This window comes from Aeromonas sp. LsrichE-8G (genome assembly GCF_022869435.1).
In the GTDB taxonomy this organism is placed as follows: Bacteria; Pseudomonadota; Gammaproteobacteria; order Enterobacterales; family Aeromonadaceae; genus Aeromonas; species Aeromonas caviae.
Window position 1 is genome coordinate 51373 of the sequence record NZ_JALIHH010000013.1, and the last position, 24459, is coordinate 75831.

Consider the following 24459-nt stretch of genomic DNA (forward strand, 5'->3'; position numbering starts at 1 on the left):
TTTGTGTGTGATGCCGGTGTGTCCCGGCATTCCCCCATCCGCAACGTCCCGCCTTCAGATGAGCCCGACCAGTCTAGAGTCCCCCATGGCCAATTCATGGCCAACACGCGCAAAATGTGACCACTGTCGACCTCATCATGGGCTGTATGTGATTGATAGCGCTTTCATTTCCTGGCGCAGAAGTGAGGGGCACCCCCATCGGGGAGAGCAAGATGGCCGCCCTCCGCGACCACCTCGGGCACAGGGTCAGCCCCTGCCTCCTGCACGGCGCCGTTGCCACCGGGGACACTTGCCCCCATGATGCAATCCCCCTTGCCATCTCGGGCAACAGGGCGGTTCATTCAGGGAGAAACGATGAGACCATCGGATTACGGGAGATTGCTCGCGCTGGCAGCCATCTGGGGTGCTAGCTTTTTGTTCATGCGCATCGCGGCGCCAGCGTTCGGCTCGGTCAACACCACCTTCCTGCGGGTCTTCTTCGCCCTCGTCGGGCTCGCCGCCATGCTCCTGCTGCTGCGCACCCCCATGCAGTTTCAGGGCAAGCTCAAATCCATCATGGTGCTCGGCATCATCAACTCCGGCGTCCCCTTCCTGATGTATGCCGTGGCGGCCCTCTGGCTGCCCGCGGGGTATTCTGCCATCCTCAACGCCACCACGCCCCTGATGGGAGCCCTCATCGGCTTCTCCTTCTTTCATGAGACGCTGACCTTGCGCAAGTGGGCCGGGGTCATGCTGGGGCTGGTGGGCATCGGGCTCATCACCACCACCGGGGAGGTCGACCTGAGCGGCCAACTGACCATCGGGGTGCTGGCCTGCCTCATCGCCACCGCCTGCTATGGCTGCGCCGGCTTCCTGACGAGACGCTGGGTCACCGAGCGGGGAGGCCTGGACGCCAAACTGGTGGCCTTTGGCAGCCAGATAGGGGCCGTCCTCTTCCTGCTTCCCTTCTTCGGCTACACCCTGGCGACCGGCCCCGCCGTCGACTGGGCCCAGCCTGGGGTCTGGGCCAGCGTGCTGGCGGTCGGCTTCCTCTGCACCGCCTTCGCCTATCTGCTCTATTTCAGGCTGATCGCCGACATCGGCCCCCTGCGAAGCCTCACTGTCACCTTCCTCATTCCGCCCTTCGGCATCCTGTGGGGCTATCTGGTGCTGGGGGAAACCCTCACCGGCGGCTTCGTGTTCGGCGGCGCCGTGGTCTGCCTCGCGGTCTGGCTGGTGACCAGCCCCGCCAGAGCCGTCAAGTCGGCCAAGGCACAAGCCTAGGCTCCGCGTCATCTGCCGGGCCCATGGCTCGGCAGATGGGCGCAACTGGGGTAAGATGACCCCCATCGTTTCTCCCGCCCCGGCGGACACCACAGCAGGGCCAGCCTTGAATCACCTCGAACCCGCCAGTCAGAGCAGACAACAGCAGATCTTCACCGTCACCCGCCTCAACAGCGCCGTGCGCATGATCCTGGAGCAGGATCTGGGGCTGGTGTGGCTCACCGGCGAGCTCTCCAACCTCGCGATGCCAAGTTCCGGCCACTGGTACTTCTCCCTCAAGGACATGTCGGCCCAGGTGCGCTGCGCCATGTTCAAGGGCAACAACCGCCGGGTGCCGTTCCGTCCCCAGGATGGCATGCAGGTGCTGGTGCAGGCGCGAGTCTCCCTCTATGAACCCCGGGGCGACTACCAGCTCATCATCGAGTCCATGCAGCCCGCCGGGGATGGCATGCTGGCCCTGCGCTTCGAGGAGCTCAAGCGCCGCCTCGGGGCCGAAGGGCTCTTTGACGAAGGGCGCAAGCGCCCCTTGCCCCGGGAACCCCGCGCCGTCGGGCTGGTCACCTCCGCCACAGGCGCCGCCCTGCACGACATGCTGACGGTGCTTGAACGCCGCGCCCCGGACTTGCCCGTTTTCATCTACCCGACCCAGGTGCAGGGGAGCGCCGCCACCGCCCAGATCGTCTCGGCCATCATGCTTGCCAACCGCCGCGCCGAGGTGGATGTGCTCATCGTCGGACGCGGCGGCGGTTCCCTTGAAGATCTCTGGTGCTTCAACGAAGAGGCGGTGGCACGGGCCATCGCAGGCTCCGCCATCCCCGTGGTGAGCGCCGTAGGACACGAGGTGGACGTCACCATCAGCGACTTTGCCGCCGACCTTCGTGCCCCCACCCCCTCTGCCGCCGCCGAGCTGGTCGCGCCGGACAGGCGCACCCGCGCCCAGCGCCTCGTGCACCTGCGCCAGCGGCTCACCCAGGCCATGAGCCGTCACCAGGTCGCCGCCCGCCATGGCTTCGTCCTGCTGCAGAAGCGGCTCGATCATCAGGATCCCAAGCGACGGCTGGAGCAGCAGTCCCAGCGCCTCGACGAGCTCGACCGCCGCTTGCAGCAGCACCTGCGTGATCGCCTGCACCAGGGGGAGCGGCGCCTGGCGGGCCTCGCCATGCGCCTGCAGGCCAGAAGCCCCGAAAAGCGGCTGGCCATCGGCAAACGTCGTCACCAGCTTGCCGAGGAGCGCCTCCATGCCCTCATCGCAAAACGCCAGGATCTCGCCCGCCACCGCCTCGCCATGCTGGGAGCCCGCCTCGACGGCATCAGCCCGCTGGCCACCCTGGGGCGCGGTTACGCCATCGTGCGCACCCCCTCCGGGGAGGTGATCCGCCGCGCATCCCAGGTCAATGCAGGCCAGACCCTGATCACCACCCTCGCAGAGGGAGCGCTGCGGGTACGGGTGGACGAGGTCCACCAGCCATAACGAACAAGGGGGGCACATCAAGTGCCCCCCTTGTCTATCATCCCCTCTTTGCCCGGCCCTCTCGGCCAGCGCACTCACACCAGTGAATGGCGCACCGCCTGCGCCGGATCGGCAGACGCCGTATCCGACCCCGCCAGCGGGTTGGTCTGTAAGTATTCAAACAACCCGGCCTGCAAATTCACGTTCCAGAAACGCCCCGCCAGGGTGAGGGCGAGACGCTCGGCCGAGAGCCGTGCCAGCCCGTGTCGCAGCCAGGCCTCAAAAAGCGGCATCAGGTGGGAGACCAGCCCCTGTGGCAATTGCGACAACGCCAGCCATCCGGTGTCGAGCCCCCCTCGCAGCAGCCCGTCGAGACGGGCATCGGGATTGGGCCTCATCACCATGCCGGGAGCACGCACGCCCTTCGCCTGCGCCTCATGCCAGGGCGCCAGATCCCGGCCATACATGAGGCCGTGGCCGTGAATGTTGCCCCCCGCCCCTGCGCCGAAGGGCAGGATCTCGGCGCCCCATTTGGCCATCTGGTTGTAGCGGCTCTGCTCGGCATCGGTGCGCCGCCAGTGGCTGCAGGAGAGCCGCTCCCAGCCCCCCGCCTCCAGCGTCCGTGCCCCGTCGGCATACATGACTGCCCGCTGCTGGCCATCGGCGGCCCAGCCCAGGGTGCCTTTCTCGTCGGCGCGCGCCAGGTTGGTGCCCGCCATGGAGATGAGTTGATAGAGATCCACCCCGTGCACCCCGCTCGCCATCACATCCGCGATATCCTGGCGCCACACGGCCTCATTCTGCCCCGGCAGACCGAAGATGAGATCCGCCACGATCACCGCCTCGTTGTGGCGGGTCAGCGCCGCCAGCCGGGACAGCAAGGTCTCCCTGTCATCGAAGCGGGCCGCCTGCTGGCGCACGCGGGTATCAAAACTCTGCACGCCGAACGAGAAGCGGTTGAAGCCACCCGTCAGGGCCGTCTGCACTTCTCGTCATCAAAGCCGTTGAGCCGCCCTTCCAGGGTCAGCTCCGCATCCACGGTCAGGGGAAAACGGCGGATGGCGCTGGCCAGGCGGGCGAGATCGCCCGCCGCCATGTCGGTCGGCGTGCCGCCCCCCACATAGACCGCCGAGAAAGGCCGGCTCTGGACGAGCGGCGTCTCGGCTGCCTGGTGCAGCGACCCGCAGAGTGCCTCCATGTAGCGGCTCATGCGCGCCGGATTGGCGCCGTTTTCGAAGAAGTTGCAAAAACTGCAGCGCTTGCGGCAAAACGGGATATGGATGTAGAGCGCTCGGGCCTTGGCCTCGCTCTCATGCTGCCACCAGGCTTGCCAGCCGGCATCGTCCAGCATCAGGGGGACGGTCCCTCCCCGGCTGGCATGGGCCGACGTCTTGGCGGTGAAGGCGAATTTGAGGGGATCCGGGGTACAAAGCCCCGTCATGGTCGAAGAAAGCTGGAGAGTCGTCACTGGGGTTACCCTGCGTAAATAACGCAAATGATAACGAATATCATTTGCAGGTATTTGTGCTGGATCAAGTCGGGAAGGATTGAGCCGTCACTCTGTCCCCATCAGGGCAGCAACGCGTCAGGCAAGGAAAGCGTGAAACAACAAGGGAAGAGAGCCACTCTCCCACTGGAGAGTGGTGGCACACACAGGATCAGGCGGTTGATTCAAGGCTCCTGACGGGAGCGCCGCGCCGATACCGGCTGACGGGGTCAGCCATTGCCGATGATGATGGCAACCCGGCGATTTTCCGCTCGTCCAGCAGCGGTCGCGTTGTCGGCGATGGGCGCCTCTTCTCCGCGGCCGCGGATATCCAGGTTCCCCTGGGGCATACCCACCGACACCAGGACATCGGCCACCGACCGTGCCCGCTTGAGGGAGAGTTGCTGGTTGTAGGCCTCATCACCGTTGGAGTCGGTATGACCGTCCACCCGGGCCCGGTTCAGTCCGACCTCAATCAGGGCCTTACCGAGTTTCTCCACCACCTGGCGGGTCTCGGGGTTGAGGGCCCCCACATTGTTGGCGAACAGCACCTTGTTGGAGATATCCAGGGTCCATCCCTCGTCGGTCAGGTGAAATCCCTGCTCCTTCAAGGCGGCGATCTGCTCCGCCGTGAGCCCCTGGGGAGGGCTCTGGCACGCCGCCAGCACACTCAGCAACAGTGCCACCAGGCCCGCTTTGATCGGGTTCAACATGCGCATTCTTATCATCCTTTCACTATTTCCGGTTCAACTTCACGTGCTCGTTTTTCGTGTTTCTCTCTCCTCCCTGCGTTGTCGTTTGGCTTGATACATGGCGTCGTCTGCCCATTGCAGCAGGGCATCCGCCGTCCTCCCCTGCTCGGGATAGCGGGCAGAGCCGATGCTGATCCCCACCCCGAGATGGCGACCGTCACTCAATACCACGGGGGTGTTCATGGCCTGCTGCACTCGCCCTATCACCTCGCGCACCTCGTCCTCCCCATGGATCGGGGTCAGGAGGATGACGAACTCATCTCCCCCCAGCCGGCAAACCAGATCCAGGGGCCTGAGCTGATGCTGCACCCGCCGCGCTACGGCGATCAGCACTTCGTCGCCGATGCCGTGGCCCAGGTTGTCATTGATCTGCTTGAAACGATCGCAATCCAGATAGAGCAGGGCAAAACCTTCATGCCCCTTGTTGCCTGCCAGGATGGCCTGCTCCATGCGAGCCTCGAACAGAGCGCGGTTGGGTAGACCGGTCAGGGGATCATGGGTTGCCTGATGCAGCAGGCTGGCGTTCTCCCGCTTCTGGTGGGCCTGCCAGGCTTCCAGCTCATCGAGCAGCGAATTGAAATCCTCCCCCAGCTCGTGCAGCTCGGCGATATTGGCCGCCGGCACCCGCTCCTTGAGGGCCCGCTGGCGGCTGACGTTGTAAGCCATCTCGGTCAGGGCCTTGAGGGGTGCCGTGATGGAGCGCTGCATCCGGCGCGCCACATGGAGCGCCACGGGCCCCGGCAGGATCAGGCGGGCCAGGTGCTGCTCCAGGGTGGTCCAGGGGGTAGTGATGTCCCGGCGCCAGCTCGCCAGCACCTGGCCGTCCGGCAGCACTATGCTGGCGCTGGCTATGTCTTCCCGGGAGGTGATGGTCTCCAGGGCATCCAGTGCCGCCTCCTTGTCATGGAAGACCACGGCCGCCTCAGTGGTGTAGCTGATGGCCCGTGCCACCAGCTTGAGGTTGTGATCCGCATAAAGGCGCAGCGCCAGCAGCGCCGTGACGGTCAGAAACAGCCCGGCCATGCAGACGGCAGTCAGGGAGATCATCATGTGGGTGCGCCCCAGACTCTGTCGCAGGGTAAGCCGGGGAGTGGCGTGATGGACCGTCATCGCACCTCCTCATCGGCTCGCGCCAGCTTGAGCACGGCCGGGTGTACTCGCACGCCGCTGCGGGCCAGCGCATCCAGATTGACCCGAAAACGCACCCTCTCCTCCCCGGCCTGCAGACAGAAGACCGCATCGGCGATGCATTCGCGGCTCTGCTCACTGATGCTGAGGATGGCGTGACCGCGCAGGCGCTCGAACAGGGAGAGGCGCTGTGCCGGTGCCAGCACCCCCAGATAGATGACATCGCAGCGCTGGATCAGCGCCTCATCGTCCATGTCGTAGCGATGGACCTCCACCGGTCGGCCATTGGCCTGCCGTTCGATGGTCAGAAGGGATGACGCATATTCCGTCGGTGCCGTGATGCAGAGCCGAAGTCTGGCGGGCTCGCTGGGCCAGCGGGTGTAACTGAGGATATCGAGCACGGTCTGGCGCACCATGTCACTGCGCGCCTCGGCGGAGGTCGCCGCCATGGCCTGGTTTGCCAGCATCAACATGCAGCACAGTGGCGCCAGCCACATCAGTAACCGGAGGTAACAAAACATCTGCATGGTGCCCGCGAGAGTGTCCAGGTCGGCGCCGGGGTCACCCGACGCCATGATGAGAGTGCCTGCATGGCACCGCACCGAGCTTACCAGCCGGGTCCAGAGGCAAGTGGCACGGTTGCGTCACCGGGTGTCGCAGTCGTGCCTGCAAGGCGCTCAATGCCCCAGGCAGACACCGTCCATCGACACTACTTCTTGCCAATCCCATATTCGCGCAGCTTGTTGGCGATGGCGGTATGGGAGACACCGAGCCGCTTGGCCAGTTGGCGGGTGGAGGGGAATGCCGGATAGAGCCGCTCCAGCAGGCGGCTCTCGAAACGCTTCACCGCCTCGTCGAGCCCCCCCTCGAACCACTCGTCGATGAGCGGCATGGCATCGGCCGCCACCGGCAAGTCCACGTGCTCGGGTCCAATCTCGTCCCCTTCCAGCAGGGTCATGGCCCGATAGAGGCAGTTGCGCAACTGGCGCACGTTGCCGGGCCAGCGGTAGGCGGTGAGGTACTCGGCCATGTTGCGGGTAAAGCGCGGACGCGGGCGCTGCAGTTCGCTGGCAAAGCGCGACACGAACTGCTGGGCCAGGGCCATGATGTCCGCCTTGCGCTCGCGCAGCGGCGGCAGATTGAGGCTAAGCACATTGAGGCGGTAGTAGAGATCTTCGCGAAACTTCCCTTCATGAACCAGATCCAGCAACTGCTTCTGGGTGGTGCAGATGAAGCGCACGTTGACCCTCACCTCCTGCTCGTCACCGACCCGGCGAAACACGCCATCTTGCAGCACCCGCAGGAACTTGGTCTGCAGATGGGGGGACATGTCGCCGATCTCGTCCAGCATCAGGGTGCCGCCGCTGGCCAGCTCCAGCACCCCGCGCTTGCCCTCGGTGTTGTTGCCAAAGGCGCCGGGGGCATAGCCGAACAGCTCGCTCTCGGCCACGTTGTCCGGCATGGCCGCGCAGTTGAGCGCCATGAAGGGGTGGCTGGAGCGCAGGCTGGCGCCGTGGCAGGCCCGGGCCAGCAACTCCTTGCCGGTGCCGGTCTCCCCCACGATGAGCAAGGGAGCGTCCTGCATCGCGAGCTTGGCTGCCTGGGCCAGCACCTCTTTCATCTTCTGGCTCTCGGCCTGGAGGTGCTCAAAGCCCCCCACTTCCACCGCGTGCAGGGCACTGAAGTGCATGCCGACCCGGCGGGCGGATTTGAGCACCACTACGGCGCCGGCCAGAGCCTGCTTGCCCTTCTCTTCGGCCACGAACAGCGGCATCAGATCGCCCAGGTACTCTTCGCCACCGAGGCTCAGCTTGCAGGTCTGGGGCTTGATCTCCCCCGACTCCAGCCAGCGGCCAAACGAGAAGCCCTTGACCAGGGAGGCGATCGCCACGCCGCGCACCTCGTCCGGTGGCAACGCCAGGGTGGTGAGGGCGGCCTGGTTGGCCTGGGTCACCCGCCCCTTGCTGTCGAGGGAGAAGACCAGGTCCGGCAGCGCCTTGAGCAGGGCCTCTATCTCGTGGTGTTCCCGCTCGGAGGGCATGTAGGGGATGGTCTTGACGTCATAGACGCCGGGAATGCGGCGAATTTCCGGCATCAGATGCTGAAAGTCACGGAACTCCAGCTCGGGGAAATTGAGATAGATGATGCCTGAGGTATCGATTTCGATGCCGCGCAGATCGATGTTGTGCTCCACCAGTCGGTCGAGCAATTCCCGGGTCAGGCCCAGACGGTCTTCACAGCTGACTTCAAGACGCATTCGGCACACACTTCCTAGCTAACATTCTGAATAACGGGATAATACAGACTCGATCCCGCCAGTGCGAGCGCTCCCCCATAAAAATGCGGGCCTGCCCCGCTTTCACCGGGCAAGCCCTGTCTGCGTTGGCGCCAGATGGCGGTTACTTCATCAGCCCGTCGGTGCGGGCTGCCATGATGAAGTCGTTGCGATGCAAGCCGCCTATCTTGTGGGTCCACCAGCTCACGGTCACCTTGCCCCATTCAAGCAAGATCGCCGGATGATGGAACTCCGCCTCCGCCAGTTCTCCGAGGCGGTTGGTGAACGCCAGCCCCTCCTTGAAGTTGCGAAACACAAATTCACGGCGCAGTTGCAGCTCGCTGTTGACCACCAGGGGCTGCCAGTCGGGGATGAGGTGCATCAGCTCCCCCAGCTCCTGATCGCTCACCCTGGGGGCATCGGCGCGGCACGCCTCGCATCGTTGACTCGCCAGTTCAGTCATTCGGGACTCCTTTCATGAAACATCGTGGGAATGAATTCGGGTTAGCTCGCCTGCTTGCCGGCAACGGGGGCAAAGCGGGGTGGACGCAAGCCAAGACGACGGGCCTCGGCCACGGCCGCCATGATCCCCTGCCCCTCCAGACCATAGAGGGTATCGAGACGAGGCAGCACGAAATAGGTCGGCTGCATGATGTCGATGCGATAGGGGGTACGCAGGATCTCCAGCAGATCGAAGGGCTGCAGCTCGGGCTTGCCCGAGAGGGCATAGGCGGTCTCGCCGATGGAGGAGAGAATGCCGCCGCCGTAGATACGCAGCCCCTCCTCCCCCTGCAGGAGACCGAACTCCACCGTGAACCAGTAGAGCCGCGCCAGATAGACCCGCTCCTCCTTGCTCGCATGGAGTCCGAGCCGACCATACAGGTGAGTGAAGTGGGCAAAGGCCGGGTTGGTCAGCATGGCGCAGTGGCCGAAGATCTCGTGGAAGATGTCGGGCTCTTGCAGGTAGTCGAGCTCGTCCCGGCGGCGAATGAAGGTGGCGACGGGAAAACGGCGATCAGCGAGCAGCGCGAAGAAGTGATCAAAGGAGATGAGGGCCGGCACCGCCGCCACCGACCAGCCGGTGGCGGGCATCAGGGCAGCGTTGATCTCGCCTAGCTGGGGGATGCGGTCCAGAGGCAGGTCGAGGCGTGCCAACCCGGCCTGGTATTCGTCGCAGGCCTTGCCATCGAGCGCCGCAAGCTGGCGTGCAATCAGGATCCGCCAGGTGCCGTGCTCCTCGTCCGTGTAGTGGATCCTGCCCTGCCCATCCGGTTGGCGGGCCGTGTAGAGACTTGCCATGAGTGATCCCATCCTTCGGGTGCCAGCCGCCATCCGGGCGGTCACTGGTCGTTGAGTCATGGGATCACTGTAACGGTTTGCCCCTCAAAAAAGCAGCCGACCCCGGGGTCGGCTGCTTTTGACAATTGTAAATTATTTGTGACATCCCTATCAAATCCCAGCCACCTCACGACTTGTTGAGATAACCCGCCAACTGGCCGATCAGCCGCTTGCGCAACTCCCCCAGTTTCGGCTTCTCGTCGGCACACCAGGGGAGCGGACGACAGGCTTCCATGGTACGCATCCCAAGGCGCGCGGTGAGCAACCCGGCCCCGACCCCTTGGGCGGCGCGGGCGGAGAGCTTGGCGGTCAGCTCGGCCCCTAGCAGATCCATCCCTACCTCGGTCACCAGCTCGGTGGCCCCCGCATAGAGCATGTTGCGAAACACCTGGCGGATGAGGCGGATGCGGCTCCAGTAGCCGAGCTCGATGGCGTAGACATCGGCGATGTCCTCGATCATCCGCAGGTTGCGCCAGAGCATCAGCATCATGTCGACGGTGGCGAGCGGGCTCAGGGCCACCAGCACGGCGGCCTCCCCCGACCATTTGGCGACGCGGGCCTGGGCCAGCTTGTCCCGCTCGGTGAGCACCAACTGGCTGTAGAGGGTCAGCACTTCCCGATCGCTGTGGCTCTCGTCAAGCTGGGATAGCCAGGTGCGATACCCTTCCCGCCCCTTGTCACCGCTCTTCTCGGCCAGGGCCTCGCAGAAGGCCTGCCCCTGACCCACCCCCTGATGGGCCAGCAGACCCTCGGCTCTTGAGCGCACATCCTGGCGCCGCTTCAAGGTGCGCAGCCGCAGCCATTCGCGCCCCGCCACCCCGGCGGTGCCCACCGCCACCAGGCCGGAGGCGAGCAGCCAGGCGCCGCCCCAGAAGGGGGAGGCGGCAAACTGATCCACCAGAAAAGCGCCAAACTGGCCAAGCGACAGCAGCCCCACCCCGCCCAGCCCCCAGGCCAGCAGACGATGGCGGCGCCGAGGCCTGACGGTAAGCGCGGGTTCCACCTCGGTGAGCTCGTCCAGCGCGTCCAGAGGCTCGAAGCTCTCCTCTTCCAGCCGCCGGGCCGGGGCCGGTGGTTGCGCTTCGCTTGCCACCGATGGCGCGGGCTCCAGCGTCACCTTGCCTTGCAGGGGAGCGGCGTCATCGGTGCGCCATCTTGTCTGATCGTTCATCGCATTCTCTCCTGTGGGCGCCCCTCGAGCACAGCGGGTCACCCACCCGTTATTCGAGGTGATCCCCGAGCAGGAATTCCAGCGCCGCATCGAGCCGGATATGGGGGAGCACCTGATGGGCGCTCATGGGCAGCGGGCGAAAGGCCTGAAAATCAAACCCTTGAGTTTTCCACCACTGCGCAGGCGGGATCTGGGCAGGCACCTCCCCCGGGAAGAGCAGCAAGGGTTCGCCCGAGAGGGTAGTGCCACGAATGGCGGGAAATTCCCGTCCGTCTGCCACCCCCTTGCCTACCTCGGTGGCCTTGATGGCGGCCAGCGCCAGGCATTCGGTCTCTATCCCCTCGAAGCGGGCCTGACCCCGGCCACGGCTCACCAGGTGCTGCAGGAGCGACACCAGAGGCCCGTGCTGCTCCGGCGTGACGTGATCGGCCTTGCTCGCCACAAACAGCAGCTTGTCGATGCGCGGGGCGAACAGACGGCGCCACCAGTTGCTCTTGCCATAGGCGAAGCTCTCCATGATGCGGGCGATGGCCTGCTGCATGTCACCAAAGCTCGCGGCACCGGCATTGAGGGGCGCCAGGCAGTCCACCAGCACGATCTGGCGATCAAAGCCTGCAAAGTGCTGCTCATAGAAGCCCTGTACCAGATGCTGCTTGTACTGCTCGAAGCGCTGCTTGAAGGTGGCGTAGAGGGTGCCGTCTTCGGGGGAGTGTGTGGGCATCTCCCATACCCAGGGCACGAATTGCAGCAGCGGCGCACCGGCATACTCGCCGGGCAACACGAAACGCCCGGGCTGGATGAGGTGAAGCCCGAGCGCCTGCTTGCAGGCGTGCAGATATTCGGTGTAGCGGGCGGCCAGTTCGCTGGCGGCACGCTCCTCGAAGGCTTGATCTGCCTGCCAGAGCGGCGTCAACCAGCCTGCCGCCAGGGCTTGCAGCTCGGGGCGGCACAGTTGCTCCCGCACCTGCTCGCTCCACTGCTCGTAGTTCAGATCCAGCAGCGGCAAATCCAGCAGCCATTCCCCGGGATAATCCACCAGATCCACATAGAGGGTGGAGATCTCCCCCAGGTGCCGACGCAGCGGATGGCGGGTGCGATAACGGATCTCGAGGCGTACCTCAGCCACCCCCCGGGTCGGCGCGGGCCAGGCGGGCGGATCGCCAAACAGGGCATCGAGGCCCCGTTCATAGGGAAAGGTGGGAATGTGGGCGTTTTGCTGGGGCACCCGGCGAGCACCAAGGATGCGTCCCTGACGCTGGGCGTCCCAGAGTGGCAGACGACCGTCGATGGCCGCGTGCTCCAGTTGATTGACCAGCGCCGTGATAAACGCGGTCTTGCCACTGCGAGAGAGGCCGGTGACCGCCAGCCGGATGTGGCGATCCCGGGCCCGGTTCACCGCGTCAACGGCCTTGTGCTGGAGCACCGACCAGGAGTGTTCAAGTTTGTTGCGTATCAAGGCGGGTCTTCTTCTCCTTGTGATCACATCAGAGAGACGGCCGCGAGGCAGTATCCTCGCGGCCCGGCACGATTAGAGCTTGCTGAACTCCCGTTGCAGGGTGAACTCCTTGGAGGTCACCAGCTTCTCGATGCGCTGCACCCTGGGCTCCAGTGCATCCAGCTCCTGGCCGATGCGGACAAGGGCCTGATGAGGTGTGACGCCAGCCTGCCAGCTGCGCACCTTCATCCGCACCTCGGCGAATTCGGCATCTTCCTGGGAGTAGAGGGTGACCGGCTTCTTGTCGAGCAAGAACCAGGCGGCAATATAGGCGGTGAAGGTGATGAAACCGGCGAAGATGAGACCACTGATGGCCAGCAGCCGCACGATCCAGGTCTCCACCCCGAAGTACTCTGCCAGACCGGCACAGACCCCGGCAATCTTGCCTCGCTGGGGATCCCGGTACAGGTTGCGCCCTTCACGACTGACACTGTTCATACCTTGTTCCTCCAACCGGGGACTTCCGCATCCAGAATCGACGCCAATACGGTTTCGGCCCGCTCCGGCTTTTTGCCACGGTCATGACATCTCTCATTGAAAACCGTCATACCTTGTTTCTCCAACCAGGAACCTCGGCATCCAGAATCGACTCCAGGGCGCCGACCCGTTCCTGCATCTTCTCGGCACGCACCAGCAAGCCCTGCAGCTGTTCACGCTCACCATCGGCAAGACCGGCGCCAATGCGTCCCTTGGCGCGGTAGTGCAGCACCAGCCAGATGGGGGCCACCACCACCATGAAGACCACCATGGGAACCATCAATACACCCAGCAGATCTTCCATCTGTTACTCTCCCTGTTTCTGTGCCGGATTGTGCTGGCCCAGCTTTTGGCGCATGGCTTCCAGCTCGCGGCTGATCTGGTCGTCCGCTTCCAGCTCGGCAAACTGCTGGGCGAGCGCCTTGTCGGACTGCCCCAGATCGGCGCGGGCTTCCATCTCGTCGATGCGGCGCTCCATGCGCTCGAACTTGCTCACCACGGCCTGACTGTCGCCACGGGCCACCTGGCTTTGCACGTTGAGGCGGCTGCTGGCGGCTTCGCTGCGAATGGCCATCGCCTTCTGGCGGGCACGGGCGTCTTCCAGCTTGGCTTCCAGCTGGCGGATCTCCTCCCCCAGCTTCTCGATACCGCTGTCCACCGCCTGCTGTTCACGAGACAGGGCGTCGGCAAGCTCCGCCTGCTTGCTCTTCTCGATGAGGGCGGCCCGGGCCAGATCTTCGCGCCCCTTGGTCAGGGCCAGCTCGGCCTTGCCCTGCCACTCGGCGACCCGCTCCTGATGGCGGCTCACCTGACGGCCGATCTCTTTTTGATTCGCGAGGAAGCGGGCCAGATTGGAGCGCTCCTTCACCAGTTCATCTTCCATCTCCTGGATGATCAGACGCACCATCTTCTGGGGATCTTCCGCCTTGTCGAGCAGGGCCGTCAAATTGGAATTGATGATGTCGGCCAGGCGAGAAAAAATGCTCATGATTGTACTCCTGTGATAGGCATCGGGTTGTGTCTCCATTGACAATGGCAACTTGTGTGCCAATCTGGAACAATATTTAACTTGTTGATTTATATGGGCACTCAGAATGCAGTTCAAGTCCCGGGGAAACAAGTGATGATTAAAATAACCAACTTTTGGTAAGATTAACCAGATTTTTCAACTCACAGGGGCAGGGATGACCACGGCCACGGAAAGTCTGTTGGGTGAATCCAACGCATTTCTAGAAATCATCGAGCAGGCATCGCGCCTCGCGCCGCTGCGCAAGCCCGTGCTGATCATCGGCGAGCGGGGGACCGGCAAGGAGCTCATCGCCCACCGCCTACATTATCTCTCGGATCGCTGGGATCAAAGCTTTGTCACCATCAACTGCGCCACCTTGAGCGAGAGCCTGCTGGAAACCGAACTGTTCGGCCACGAGGCGGGCTCTTTCACTGGCGCCGCCAAGCGTCATCAGGGGCGCTTCGAGCGGGCCGACGGCGGCACCCTGTTCCTCGACGAGCTAGCCACCACCAGCGCCCGGGTGCAGGAAAAACTGCTGCGGGTCATCGAGTACGGGGAGTTCGAGCGGGTGGGCGGTGCCAAGCCCCTCAAGGTGGATGTACGGCTGGTGTGCGCCACCAACGAGGATCTGCCTGCACTGGCAGAGAAAGGACGGTTTCGTCACGACCTGCTGGACCGGCTCGCCTTCGACGTCATCACCCTGCCCCCCCTGCGGGAGCGGCGCGAGGACATCCTAATGCTGGCGGAGCACTTCGCCCACGGCATGACCCGGGAGCTGGGGTATCCGCTCTTTGCCGGCTTCTCGCGCAAGGCGACCCAGCTGCTGCAAGATTACCCCTGGCCGGGCAACGTGCGGGAGCTCAAGAACGTGGTGGAGCGCAGTCTCTATCGCCAGGGCAACCCCCAGTTGCCGCTGGCGGATCTGGTGCTCAATCCCTTTGACTCCCCCTGGCGCCCCCGTGCCCGAGGTGACGCCGCCCCTTCCTCCGACGCGCCGACCTCGGCAGAGACGGCCCCGACCCCGACCCTGCCGCTGGATCTCAAAGGGGCGGTGGCGGAGTACGAGATTAATTTACTCAAGCAAGCGATGCAGCAATCCCAGTATAATCAGCGCAAAGCAGCCCAGTTGCTGGCCCTGAGCTATCACCAGTTCCGGGGGATGCTGCGCAAATATCAATTGCTGGACGGGGATGACAACAGTGGCAACCAGGAGGCGGGCTGATGCCTGGCACCGGGTCTGTGCGCGCGGATAACGCGGCGCACGTCACCCCCGACGGGAGCGCCTGCCCTGTCGCCCCCCGCAACGCGCCCGCCCCCTGGCGGGCAACTTTGTCTGAAAACATGGTTCCAACATGAGAATGCTCACCCCCCTGCTGCTTGGTCTCCTGGTTCTGGTCAGCGGCTGTCAGAAACGCGATGAAGCCTCCAAAACCGGGCTCATCTATTGTGCCGAAGGGGCACCCCGAACCTTCAACCCGCAGCTTGCCAATTCGGATGCGACCCTGGATGCCAGTGCCCGTCCCATCTACGATCGCCTGCTCGAGGTCAATGCCAACACCCTCGGCATCGAAGGGGGGCTCGCCACCCGCTGGCAAAGCAGCGAGGACGGCCTCTCCTATACCCTAACCCTGCGCAAGGGAGTGACCTTCCACCGTACCCCCTGGTTCAGCCCGACCCGTCACTTCAATGCCGACGACGTCCTGTTCACCTGGCAGCGTCTGCTGGACGAACACCACCCCTTCCACGCCGTCTCCGGCGGCGAGTACCCCTATTTTTACAGCCTGGGGCTCGGCAACCTCATCAAGCGGGTCTACAAGAAGGGGCCCTATGAGGTGGTGTTCGAGCTGAACCGCCCCGATGCCTCCTTCCTCGCCACCCTGGCCAGCGACTACGCCATCGTGCTCTCCGCCGAGTACGGGGAGCAGATGCTAAAGGCCGGCACCCCGGCGCTGCTGGACAGCCGCCCCATCGGCACCGGCCCCTTCAGCTTCAAGGAGTATCGCCACAACGAGTTCGTGCGCTACCTGCGTCACCCCGGCTACTGGGGCGGCGAGGCCAGAATGGAGCAGCTCATCTACGACATCACCCCCAAATCCTCCAAGCGCCTTGCCAAGCTGCTGACCGGCGAGTGCGACGTGATGAGCACCCCCTCTGCCAGCCAGTTGTCGGTGATAGACAAAGACTCCCACCTGGATCTGTCGGTGCAGTCGGGGATGAACGTCGCCTTCCTCGCCCTCAATACCCGCAAGGCCCCTTTCAACAAGGTGCAGGTGCGCCAGGCCCTCGCCAGCGCCATCAATGTGCAGAATCTGCTGCAGGCGGTCTATTTCGAGACCGGCCAGAGTGCCGCCAGCCTGCTGCCGCCCCTCTCATGGGGCTACAACCCCTCCCTGCCCCAGCGCAAGCCGGATCTCAAGCTCGCTCGCCAGTTGCTCAAGGACGCGGGCTACCCCAACGGCTTCGAGATGCAGGTGCTGGTGCAACCCGGTGCCCGTCCCTACAACCCGGACGGCCTCAAGACGGCGCAGCTGATGCGCAGCGATTTCGCCAAGATTGGGGTGAGCCTCAAGATAGTGCAGCAGGCCTGGCCGGTCATCGAGACCCGGCTCGCCCATGGACAATATGACAGCCTGCTCTCGGGCTGGATCGCCGACAACGCGGATCCGGACAACTTCTTCCGCCAGTTGCTGAGCTGCGCCGCCGTCGAGCGGGGCAACAACTACAGCCGCTGGTGCAGCCCGGCGTTTGATCAGCTGCTGGACGATGCGGTGACCACCCCGCAGCTCGCCTTCCGCCTGCGCAACTATTACTATGCCCAGTCCCTGCTCAACGAGCAGTTGCCGCTCATTCCCCTGGCCCATGCCCTGAGAACCCAGGTGAGTCGCAGCGACATTCAGGGGCTGACCCTGATGCCCTTTGGTGGCACCACCTTCAACCAGGCCCATCGGGAGTGACCATGACAGATAACCACTCCATCGTCGGGTCATCGGCGCACCGCCCCCAGGAGGCATGACCATGTTTTTCTATATCCTGCGCCGCATCACCCTGCTGGTGATCACCCTCCTGGTGCTGACTCTGGGGGCCTACCTCCTGGAGTTTCGCCTCATCACCCAGGTGCTGGATTTCTGGCACGGCTATCCTGACTTCCTCCAGCGCATCGCCGCCGGGGATTTCGGGCTCTCCAGCGTCTCCGGCCAACCGGTCCTCGACGAGATCCGTCACTACTTCCCGGCGACCCTGACCCTCTGCCTCGCCGCCTTCGCCATCTCGCTGCTGGTGGGCATCCCTCTGGGCACCCTCGCGGCCCTCTATCAGGGGCGCAGCCCGGACCTCTCCATCATGGCCGCCGGCCTCGTCGGCTATGCCATCCCGGTCTTCTGGCTGGGGCTGCTGATGGTGATGTTCTTCTCCCTGGATCTTGGCTGGCTCCCCTCCTCCGGCCAGATCAGCCTGCTCTACGACGTGCCCTCCATCACCGGGATCGCCATCGTCGATGTGTTGATGAGCCAGGAGCCCTGGCGGGAGGCGGCCCTGCACGATGCCCTGCGCCATCTGGTACTGCCTTCCCTGGTGCTGGCCGTGGTGCCCACCACCGAGGTGATCCGCCACGTGCGCAGCTCCCTCATCGACGTGATGAAACAGAACTACATCAAGGCTGCCGCCAGCCGCGGACTTTCCCGCCGCCAGATCGTCTGGCGTCACGGGCTCAAGAACGCCCTGCCCCCGGTGTTGCCGCTGCTGGGGCTGCAACTTGGCAGTGTGCTCACCTCCGCCATGATCACCGAGGTGGTGTTCGACTGGCCCGGCATCGGCCGCTGGCTGGTGAGCAGTATCGCGCTGCAGGACTATGCCGCCATCCGCGGCGCCTTCCTGGTGGTGGCGAGCTTCGTCATCTTCATCAGCGTCAGCACCGATCTGCTGACCACCATCATGTATCCGGCACGGCGTAAAGAACTCTATGCAAGACAAGATTGATTGCGGTCTGTGGATGAGCCACGGCGGCCCATGGGCCACCGGCGCACAGGCGTGCCCATCCCCTTGCGACCAGCACGGGAGCCTGCATCATGCACGATAAATCGAACATCTATCCGGAGCTCAAGATCCTCTCCCCCCTGGAGCAGACCTGGGCTTCCTACCGGCGCAACCCGCTGGCCATGGCGGGGCTCTGGTGCTTCGGTCTGCTGCTGCTGGTGACCCTCATCGGTCCCCTGGTGATCCCCTACGGCATCGACGATCAGCACAGCAACCACCTGCTGCTCGCCCCCTCCTGGGCCAACAGCGGCAACATCGATTACTTCCTGGGGACCGACGATCTGGGGCGCGACATCCTCTCCCGTCTGGTGGCCGGGGCCAGACTCACCTTCGGCAACGCCCTGCTGGTGGTGCTCATCGCGCTGGTCATCGGCTCGGCCATCGGCATCCTCGGTGGCATGAGCAAGGGGGTGAAGTCGAGCGTGCTCCATCACCTGCTCGATACCCTGCTCTCCATCCCGTCCCTGCTGCTGGCCATCATCGTCGTGGCCATCCTGGGGCCGGGTCTGTTCAACACCCTGATCGCCATCACGCTCGCGTTGATACCGCCCTTCATCCGGGCCACCTACAACGCGGTCCACGCCGAGATGCAGAAGGAGTACATCATCGCCAGCCGCCTCGACGGCTCTCCGCCCCAGCGGATCATGCGTCTGGCCATCTTGCCGAACATCGTCGAGACCCTGGTGACCCAGACCACCCGCACCCTCTCCGCCGCCATCCTGGACATCTCGGCGGTGGGCTTCCTCGGTCTCGGGGCCCAGTCTCCCCAGCCGGAGTGGGGTGCCATGCTGGCCGACTCGAGCGATCTTATCTATCTGGCCCCCTGGACGGTGACCCTGCCCGGGATGGCCATCCTGTTCAGCGTGCTGGTGACCAACCTGGTGGGCGAAGGCATTCGCGAAGCACTCAAAGAGGGGAACGACTGATGTTGCCAGCCTTGTTATCTATCCCCGCCCCCGGACGCCCTGAGCGACCCGGCTGCGCCCTGAACGGGAGACATTGCTGATGCCTCTGCTCGACATACGCAACCTCACCATCGAAATCGACACCCCCCAGGGCAAGGTCAAGGCGGTGGACAGAGTCAGCCTGACCCTGAACGAGGGGGAGATCCGCGGGCTGGTGGGGGAATCCGGCTCGGGCAAGAGCCTGGTGGCCAAGGTGATCGTCGGCATCCAGAAGGACAACTGGACGGTGCGCGCCGACCGGATGCGCTTCAACGACATGGACCTGCTGACCATGGCGCCCAAGGAGCGGCGCCGCATCATGGGGCGGGAGATAGCGATGATCTTCCAGGACCCCATCAGCTGCCTCGACCCCTCCGAGGAGATAGGCACCCAGCTCGAAGAGGCCATCCCCACCAGCGCCTTCACCGGCAAGTTCTGGCAGCGCTTCCAGTGGCGCAAGAAGCGGGCCATCGCCCTGCTGCACCGGGTCGGGGTCAAGGATCACCGCAAGGTGATGCGGGCCTATCCCCACGAGCTGTCGGACGGCATGTGCCAGAAGGTGATGATCGCCATGGCCATCGCCAACCAGCCGCGCCTGCTGGTGGCGGACGAGCCCACCAGCGCCATGGAGTCCACCACCCACTCCCAGATCCTGCGGTTGCTCGACAAGATGAACAAGCTGGGCAATACCACCATCCTCATCATCAGCAACGACATCGCCGCCATCGCGAACCTGACCGACACCCTCAACATCATGTATTGCGGCCAGATGGTGGAAGTGGGGACCCGGGACCAGATCCTGGAATCCCCTCACCACCCCTATACGGATGCCCTGCTCAAGTCCATCCCGGACTTTGACAAACTGGTGCGCCACAAGTCTCGGCTCGAGACCCTGCCCGGGGTGATACCGCCGCTGCAGCATCTGCCCATCGGCTGCCGCCTCGGCCCACGCTGCCCCTACGCCCAGAAGCAGTGCGTGCAGACGCCGCTGATGAGCAAGGTCAAGGGGCATCAGTTCAGTTGCCACTTCCCGCTCAACATGGAAGAACCGAAGAAATGAATCGGCACCAGACCCTGATCCGGGGCACCTGCCCGCCCCGTCAGCCCCTCTATCCGGCGAGCGCACCCAAGGAGACCACGTCGTGACCGAACCTTCCCTGTTGCAGGTCAGGGGCCTGTGCAAGACCTATCAGAACCGCACCGGCCTGTTCAGGCGCCGCGCTGTGGAGGCGATAAAGCCCCTCTCGTTCGATCTCGAGGTGGGCCAGACCCTGGCCATCGTCGGGGAGGCGGGCTCGGGCAAGAGCACCCTGGCCCGCATTCTGGCGGGCATGATTGAACCGAGCGGCGGGAAGATCGCCATCGAGGGGCAACCCATGGTCCACGGCGATTACCAGACCCGCTGCAAGCTGCTGCGGATGATCTTCCAGGACCCCAACACCTCCCTTAACCGGAAAATCCGGGTCGGCCAGATCCTGGAGACCCCCCTTCGCCTCAACACGGCCCTGAGCGAGGAGGAGCGCCGGGAGAAGGTGATCCAGACCCTGCGCATGGTGGGCATGCTGCCCGACCACGCCCTCTTCTATCCCCAGATGCTCTCCGCCGGCCAGCAGCAGCGGGTGGGGCTGGCACGGGCGCTCATCCTCAATCCCAAGATAGTGGTGGCGGACGAGGCGCTCTCGACCCTGGATATTTCGGTACGCTCCCAGATCATCAACCTGCTGCTGGAGATGCAGGAGACCATGGGGCTGAGCTATGTGCTGGTGGCCAACGATCTGGGGATCGTCAGCCACATCAGCGACGAGGTGCTGGTGATGCACGAAGGCCGTGTGGTGGAGCGCGGCAAGACCTTGCGGGTCTTCGCCGACCCCCAGCACGATGTCACCCGCCGCCTCATTCAGAACTACAACAACGAATACCGCCGCTGATCCCGCGGCGCGTTTCCCCTTGCGCCAGACATAAAAAAACCCGGCCTGATGTCTCATCAGTCGCCGGGGGATTGCGCTCAAAAAGTGATTGCGTCGCTCGTAGTAGGAACAGGGGAATGGTAGGCAGCCCCCGTCACCTCAACAACTGTCAGATCTGACAGGCAGTCCGCTATGGAACCGGAATTGCGGATCCGGCGAACAGATGAGCTCGGCCTCCAGGCGACCGAAGAAGGCCACTCGCTCGCTGATGTCTTCGTCTGCGAACGTCTGTGCCAGGGCCAGGTAGTCCTGATAGTGACGCGCCTCCGAGCGCAGCAGGGAGACATAGAAGCGGCCCAGCTCCTCGTCCAGATGAGGGGCCAACCTGGCAAAACGCTCGCAGGATCGCGCTTCGATATAGGCACCGATGATCATCTTGTCCACCACGGCGGCCGGCTCGTAGGTGCGCACATGGGTCAGCAGGCTGCGGGCATAGCGGGAGGCGGTGACGGGACCATAGGGGATGCCCCGTGCGGCCATGATCTCCAGCACCTGCTCGAAGTGGTGCAACTCCTCCTGGATGAGGCGCACCATGGGGAACAGCAGGGGATTGCGCTCCAGCTCGGCAAACACGCTCCTGTCTGATTCGCCCATGGTGCGCTTGCCGAGGATCTCCGCCTTCTCCGGCAAGGCATCGAGCTCCCGGTAGAAGGTCAGCTTGGGCAGCAGGTGACGCTTCTCCTTGGGCAGGCAGTAGCGGCGCACCAGGCTGTGGGCGGTGAGTGCCGCCTTGTTCTCGCAGTTGGCGTGATCGATAAGCAGGGTCGGCAACTGGGCGGGATCCCGCGCCATTTCCACCCACTCATCCGGGGTCTCGCAATGCAGGAACTGACGAACGGGGGCTAACAGGTCATCCATCTGAACTCTCATCTGTTGATACGACACGCGGCGCCTGGCGCCGGGGGGCCTATGCTAACGGATCCCGCCCGGCCTGCCCACCGCCATCATGACTCAGCCCGTCAGACGCCTGAGGGAGTCGCGGCGGATCAGGGTGCAGCTGAAGGCGGGCAGTGCGTCCCGGCTCCCCTCCTCCACCATGGTGATCAGGCGGTTGATGGTCTCCTGGATCATCCCGTTCACCGGCATCTTGACGCTCGACAGCGCGGGAATGACGTAAGGGGCCAGGGGAATGTCGTCAAACCCCACCACCGAAACCTCGTCAGGCACCATCACACCGGCTTCGTGCAGCCGTTTGATCGCCCCGATCGCCATGTCATCGTTGCTGGCCACCAGGGCGCTGAAGCGAGCGCCTCGCGCCAGCAAGGTCGAGACGGCGGCCGCGCCACAGGCGGGGGTCCATTTGCCGGGGGCGATCAAGGTCTCCTGCACGGGGATGCCGTGCCGGATCAGCGCCTGCCGGTAGCCGGCCAGACGCTCGGCGCCAGTGGGGGAATCCGCAGAGCCTGCGATGAAGGCGATCTCCCTGTGCCCCATGGCCACCAGCTTGTCCACCACCGCCTCCGCCGCCGCCTGCTGGTCCGCATAGACGCAGTGGGCCGGATGGCGGCTCAGACGCCGGTTGAGCACCATGATGGGCTGCTCATGCTGCTCGATGATCTCGTCCATCTCCTCCACCCCAAGAAAGCGCGGATAGATGATGACGCCATCGCAACGGGAATCGAGCAGATACTGGATGGCCTGGCGCTCCTCGTCGGCGCTGTGCTTGCCGTCCGCCAGTATGAGCTGGCGCCCGCGATCCTCGGTCATCCGCGCCACCTGGGAGAGCAGCTCGCCGAAGTAGACGCCGTGGTAGAGGGTGTTGGTGACCACCAGTCCCAGGGTCCGGGTGTGCCTGGTCGCCAGCTGCCTCGCCACCAGGTTGGGGCGATAGCCGCACTCCTCGATGGCCTGCTGCACCCGGTCCCGGGTCTCCTGGCTGGTGTAACCATTGCCCGACAACACCCGGGAGACCGTCGCCTTCGACACCCCTGCCCGCCTTGCCACCTCCAGCATCGTCGTCATTGTGTTCTCCCTTGCTCGTAACGGGGCGCAGTGTACTGCACCGCCCCCGGCTTGTCGTCGCACGAATGGCGTGCAGGCCCGGGTTCAGTGATGCCATTCACGGATCCGGACGCTCGCTGTACAAGATGCTTGTCTCCCGCGCTCAGGCCGCGCACTCTATGTGGAACCGGTTCCACATTCAGTTTCATGCGCGTTCCCGCCCTTCGCGGCGGCGGGGGCGAGCAGGCCCACTTGGTTAAAAGGATCTACCTCGATGTCAAAAAACTATGCGGCTCTGGCCGGTACCGTCATCACCGCACTCGGCGGCGCCGACAACGTCGTCGCCGTGACCCACTGCATGACGCGGCTGCGCTTTGTGCTGGGCGATCCCGCCCGGGTCAATGGCCCTGCCCTCAAGGCGATCACCGGCGTGCTCGGGGTGGTGCAGGCGGACAACCAGTGTCAGGTGATCATCGGCAACACCGTCTCCCACGCCTATCGCGAGGTGCTGGCCCTGCTGCCCCAGGGCGGCGGGCAGACTCCGCTTGCGGAGGCTTCCGCTGGCTGGAGCCTGCGCCGCATGGGCGCCGCCATCCTCGACGCCCTGATCGGCACCATGTCCCCCCTCATCCCGGCCATCATCGGCGGCTCCATGCTCAAGCTGCTGGCCATGGTGCTGGAGATGACCGGCGTGCTGGAGAAAGGCTCCTCGACCCTCACCATCCTCACGGTGGCCGGGGATGGGGCCTTCTTCTTCCTGCCCCTGATGGTGGCCGCCTCCGCCGCCGTCAAGTTCAAGACCAACATGTCCCTGGCCATCGCCATCGCAGGCGTGCTGGTGCACCCCAGCTTCATCGAGCTGATGGCCAGAGCCGCCGAAGGGGAGCAGGTGACTTTCGCCCTGGTCCCGGTGACCGCGGTCAAATACACCTACACCGTCATTCCGGCGCTGGTGATGACCTGGTGCCTCTCCTACATCGAGGGCTGGGTCGACCGCATCACCCCGGCGGTCACCAAGAACTTCCTCAAACCCATGCTGATCGTGCTGATCGCGGCGCCGCTGGCCATCCTCTTCATCGGCCCCGTCGGCATCTGGATTGGCACCGCCATCTCCGGCCTGGTCTACACGGTCCACGACTACCTGGGCTGGCTGTCGGTGGCCATCATGGGGGCGCTCTGGCCCCTGCTGGTGATGACCGGCATGCACCGCGTCTTCACCCCGACCATCATCCAGACCATCGCCGAGACCGGCAAGGAAGGCATGGTGATGCCCTCCGAAATTGGCGCCAATCTCTCTCTTGGCGGCTCGTCCCTGGCGGTGGCCTGGCGCACCCGAAACCCGGAACTGCGCCAGACGGCGCTCGCGGCGGCCGCCTCCGCCATCATGGCGGGGATCTCCGAACCCGCGCTCTACGGTGTGGCCCTGCGCCTCAAGCGTCCGCTCATCGCGAGCCTCATCAGCGGCTTTGTCTGCGGTGCCGTCGCCGGCATGGCGGGGCTCGCCAGCCACTCCATGGCCGCCCCCGGGCTCTTTACCAGCGTGCAGTTCTTCGATCCGGCCAACCCCATGACCATCGCCTGGGTGTTCGGCGTGATGGCCCTCTCGGTGGTGCTCTCCTTCGTGCTGACCCTGGTGATGGGGTTCGAGGACATCCCGGTCGAGAGCCCGGCCTCCCGCGCCGAGCCCGTGCAACCCGTCGCCACCAGCCAGGCGCAGGCCGGGCTGTGACA

At 64.5% G+C, this 24459-nt stretch carries 22 protein-coding genes and 1 pseudogene; 9 read left to right on the forward strand and 14 right to left on the reverse strand.

Annotated elements, in window-relative coordinates; all coding sequences use genetic code 11:
* Window positions 1-354 precede the first annotated feature (354 nt).
* Both MUW49_RS04050 and xseA read left to right on the forward strand, forming a co-directional pair.
* Complete coding sequence (locus tag MUW49_RS04050; protein ID WP_069785003.1) at window positions 355-1263, forward strand: DMT family transporter; 909 nt, start codon at window positions 355-357, stop codon at window positions 1261-1263.
* Between the two features lie 106 nt (window positions 1264-1369).
* The gene (gene xseA / locus MUW49_RS04055) at window positions 1370-2734 is read left to right on the forward strand and encodes an exodeoxyribonuclease VII large subunit (protein WP_069785002.1); all 1365 of its coding nucleotides are present in this window, start codon (window positions 1370-1372) and stop codon (window positions 2732-2734) included.
* A gap of 74 nt (window positions 2735-2808) precedes the next feature.
* On the opposite strand, the pseudogene hutW reads toward xseA, so the two are convergent.
* The 12 genes and pseudogenes from hutW to pspA all read right to left on the reverse strand — a co-directional run bounded on the left by hutW (window position 2809) and on the right by pspA (window position 13823).
* Window positions 2809-4154 (reverse strand): annotated as a pseudogene (hutW, locus tag MUW49_RS04060) (heme anaerobic degradation radical SAM methyltransferase ChuW/HutW).
* A gap of 275 nt (window positions 4155-4429) precedes the next feature.
* Window positions 4430-4918: an OmpA family protein gene (locus MUW49_RS04065; RefSeq protein ID WP_010674543.1), complete on the reverse strand. Its 489-nt coding sequence runs from the start codon at window positions 4916-4918 to the stop codon at window positions 4430-4432.
* Between the two features lie 33 nt (window positions 4919-4951).
* Window positions 4952-6061 carry a diguanylate cyclase gene (locus MUW49_RS04070; protein ID WP_069785001.1) on the reverse strand — a complete coding sequence of 370 codons (1110 nt, stop codon included), beginning with the start codon at window positions 6059-6061 and terminating at the stop codon, window positions 4952-4954.
* Window positions 6058-6606, reverse strand: coding sequence for a YfiR family protein (locus tag MUW49_RS04075; RefSeq protein ID WP_042882082.1), 549 nt, complete (start codon window positions 6604-6606; stop codon window positions 6058-6060). Before MUW49_RS04075 ends, MUW49_RS04070 begins: the two co-directional genes overlap by 4 nt.
* A gap of 182 nt (window positions 6607-6788) precedes the next feature.
* Window positions 6789-8336: a transcriptional regulator TyrR gene (gene tyrR, locus MUW49_RS04080; RefSeq protein ID WP_010674540.1), complete on the reverse strand. Its 1548-nt coding sequence runs from the start codon at window positions 8334-8336 to the stop codon at window positions 6789-6791.
* A 142-nt stretch (window positions 8337-8478) separates the two neighbouring features.
* Entirely contained in the window at window positions 8479-8817 is a 339-nt protein-coding gene (locus tag MUW49_RS04085) for a 4a-hydroxytetrahydrobiopterin dehydratase (protein ID WP_223952438.1), read from the reverse strand.
* A 41-nt stretch (window positions 8818-8858) separates the two neighbouring features.
* A complete protein-coding gene (phhA, locus tag MUW49_RS04090) occupies window positions 8859-9653 on the reverse strand; it encodes a phenylalanine 4-monooxygenase (RefSeq protein WP_041215282.1) in 795 nt (264 codons plus the stop codon).
* 166 nt (window positions 9654-9819) lie between these two features.
* Complete coding sequence (locus MUW49_RS04095) at window positions 9820-10863, reverse strand: TIGR01620 family protein (RefSeq protein WP_201984275.1); 1044 nt, start codon at window positions 10861-10863, stop codon at window positions 9820-9822.
* A gap of 49 nt (window positions 10864-10912) precedes the next feature.
* Window positions 10913-12319, reverse strand: a complete 1407-nt coding sequence (locus MUW49_RS04100; RefSeq protein ID WP_201984276.1) for a YcjX family protein — start codon at window positions 12317-12319, stop codon at window positions 10913-10915.
* A 72-nt stretch (window positions 12320-12391) separates the two neighbouring features.
* Window positions 12392-12796 carry an envelope stress response membrane protein PspC gene (gene pspC / locus MUW49_RS04105; RefSeq protein ID WP_201997396.1) on the reverse strand — a complete coding sequence of 135 codons (405 nt, stop codon included), beginning with the start codon at window positions 12794-12796 and terminating at the stop codon, window positions 12392-12394.
* Window positions 12797-12902: 106 nt separating this feature from the next.
* Window positions 12903-13139 carry an envelope stress response membrane protein PspB gene (gene pspB, locus MUW49_RS04110; protein ID WP_005300084.1) on the reverse strand — a complete coding sequence of 79 codons (237 nt, stop codon included), beginning with the start codon at window positions 13137-13139 and terminating at the stop codon, window positions 12903-12905.
* 3 nt (window positions 13140-13142) lie between these two features.
* Window positions 13143-13823, reverse strand: a complete 681-nt coding sequence (pspA, locus tag MUW49_RS04115; protein WP_103858954.1) for a phage shock protein PspA — start codon at window positions 13821-13823, stop codon at window positions 13143-13145.
* A gap of 196 nt (window positions 13824-14019) precedes the next feature.
* On the opposite strand from pspA, the gene pspF reads away from it, so the two are divergent.
* From pspF to MUW49_RS04145, 6 genes are all read left to right on the forward strand, one after another.
* Entirely contained in the window at window positions 14020-15066 is a 1047-nt protein-coding gene (gene pspF / locus MUW49_RS04120) for a phage shock protein operon transcriptional activator (RefSeq protein WP_052815253.1), read from the forward strand.
* 136 nt (window positions 15067-15202) lie between these two features.
* On the forward strand, window positions 15203-16798 hold the full coding sequence (sapA, locus tag MUW49_RS04125) for an ABC transporter substrate-binding protein SapA (RefSeq protein ID WP_010674532.1): 1596 nt from the start codon (window positions 15203-15205) through the stop codon (window positions 16796-16798).
* Between the two features lie 61 nt (window positions 16799-16859).
* Entirely contained in the window at window positions 16860-17819 is a 960-nt protein-coding gene (locus MUW49_RS04130; RefSeq protein WP_010674531.1) for an ABC transporter permease subunit, read from the forward strand.
* Window positions 17820-17908: 89 nt separating this feature from the next.
* Window positions 17909-18802, forward strand: a complete 894-nt coding sequence (locus MUW49_RS04135) for an ABC transporter permease subunit (RefSeq protein WP_010674530.1) — start codon at window positions 17909-17911, stop codon at window positions 18800-18802.
* Between the two features lie 79 nt (window positions 18803-18881).
* Window positions 18882-19880, forward strand: a complete 999-nt coding sequence (locus MUW49_RS04140) for an oligopeptide/dipeptide ABC transporter ATP-binding protein (RefSeq protein ID WP_010674529.1) — start codon at window positions 18882-18884, stop codon at window positions 19878-19880.
* Window positions 19881-19962: 82 nt separating this feature from the next.
* Entirely contained in the window at window positions 19963-20748 is a 786-nt protein-coding gene (locus MUW49_RS04145) for an ATP-binding cassette domain-containing protein (protein WP_202007101.1), read from the forward strand.
* A 138-nt stretch (window positions 20749-20886) separates the two neighbouring features.
* Here MUW49_RS04145 and miaE read toward each other — a convergent pair whose 3' ends face one another.
* A complete protein-coding gene (miaE, locus tag MUW49_RS04150; RefSeq protein ID WP_042016277.1) occupies window positions 20887-21645 on the reverse strand; it encodes a tRNA isopentenyl-2-thiomethyl-A-37 hydroxylase MiaE in 759 nt (252 codons plus the stop codon).
* Window positions 21646-21738: 93 nt separating this feature from the next.
* Window positions 21739-22749, reverse strand: a complete 1011-nt coding sequence (locus MUW49_RS04155) for a LacI family DNA-binding transcriptional regulator (RefSeq protein ID WP_202007103.1) — start codon at window positions 22747-22749, stop codon at window positions 21739-21741.
* A 253-nt stretch (window positions 22750-23002) separates the two neighbouring features.
* Between MUW49_RS04155 and ascF the strand changes: the two genes are divergently transcribed.
* Window positions 23003-24457 (forward strand): PTS cellobiose/arbutin/salicin transporter subunit IIBC, encoded by a 1455-nt coding sequence (gene ascF / locus MUW49_RS04160; RefSeq protein WP_202007105.1) that lies wholly within the window; start codon window positions 23003-23005, stop codon window positions 24455-24457.
* Window positions 24458-24459: the final 2 nt, after the last annotated feature.

Coding starts and splice junctions, on each gene's coding strand:
- MUW49_RS04075 (WP_042882082.1), bottom strand. CDS start 6,606: ATGCAGATGTTTTGTTACCTCCGGTTACTGATGTGGCTGGCGCCACTG.
- pspA (WP_103858954.1), bottom strand. CDS start 13,823: ATGAGCATTTTTTCTCGCCTGGCCGACATCATCAATTCCAATTTGACG.
- MUW49_RS04050 (WP_069785003.1), top strand. CDS start 355: ATGAGACCATCGGATTACGGGAGATTGCTCGCGCTGGCAGCCATCTGG.
- MUW49_RS04085 (WP_223952438.1), bottom strand. CDS start 8,817: ATGACTGAACTGGCGAGTCAACGATGCGAGGCGTGCCGCGCCGATGCC.
- sapA (WP_010674532.1), top strand. CDS start 15,203: ATGCTCACCCCCCTGCTGCTTGGTCTCCTGGTTCTGGTCAGCGGCTGT.
- MUW49_RS04130 (WP_010674531.1), top strand. CDS start 16,860: ATGTTTTTCTATATCCTGCGCCGCATCACCCTGCTGGTGATCACCCTC.
- ascF (WP_202007105.1), top strand. CDS start 23,003: ATGTCAAAAAACTATGCGGCTCTGGCCGGTACCGTCATCACCGCACTC.
- tyrR (WP_010674540.1), bottom strand. CDS start 8,336: ATGCGTCTTGAAGTCAGCTGTGAAGACCGTCTGGGCCTGACCCGGGAA.
- MUW49_RS04155 (WP_202007103.1), bottom strand. CDS start 22,749: ATGACGACGATGCTGGAGGTGGCAAGGCGGGCAGGGGTGTCGAAGGCG.
- pspB (WP_005300084.1), bottom strand. CDS start 13,139: ATGGAAGATCTGCTGGGTGTATTGATGGTTCCCATGGTGGTCTTCATG.
- pspF (WP_052815253.1), top strand. CDS start 14,020: ATGACCACGGCCACGGAAAGTCTGTTGGGTGAATCCAACGCATTTCTA.
- MUW49_RS04070 (WP_069785001.1), bottom strand. CDS start 6,061: ATGACGGTCCATCACGCCACTCCCCGGCTTACCCTGCGACAGAGTCTG.
- pspC (WP_201997396.1), bottom strand. CDS start 12,796: ATGAACAGTGTCAGTCGTGAAGGGCGCAACCTGTACCGGGATCCCCAG.
- MUW49_RS04095 (WP_201984275.1), bottom strand. CDS start 10,863: ATGAACGATCAGACAAGATGGCGCACCGATGACGCCGCTCCCCTGCAA.
- MUW49_RS04065 (WP_010674543.1), bottom strand. CDS start 4,918: ATGCGCATGTTGAACCCGATCAAAGCGGGCCTGGTGGCACTGTTGCTG.
- MUW49_RS04140 (WP_010674529.1), top strand. CDS start 18,882: ATGCCTCTGCTCGACATACGCAACCTCACCATCGAAATCGACACCCCC.
- phhA (WP_041215282.1), bottom strand. CDS start 9,653: ATGGCAAGTCTCTACACGGCCCGCCAACCGGATGGGCAGGGCAGGATC.
- miaE (WP_042016277.1), bottom strand. CDS start 21,645: ATGGATGACCTGTTAGCCCCCGTTCGTCAGTTCCTGCATTGCGAGACC.
- MUW49_RS04135 (WP_010674530.1), top strand. CDS start 17,909: ATGCACGATAAATCGAACATCTATCCGGAGCTCAAGATCCTCTCCCCC.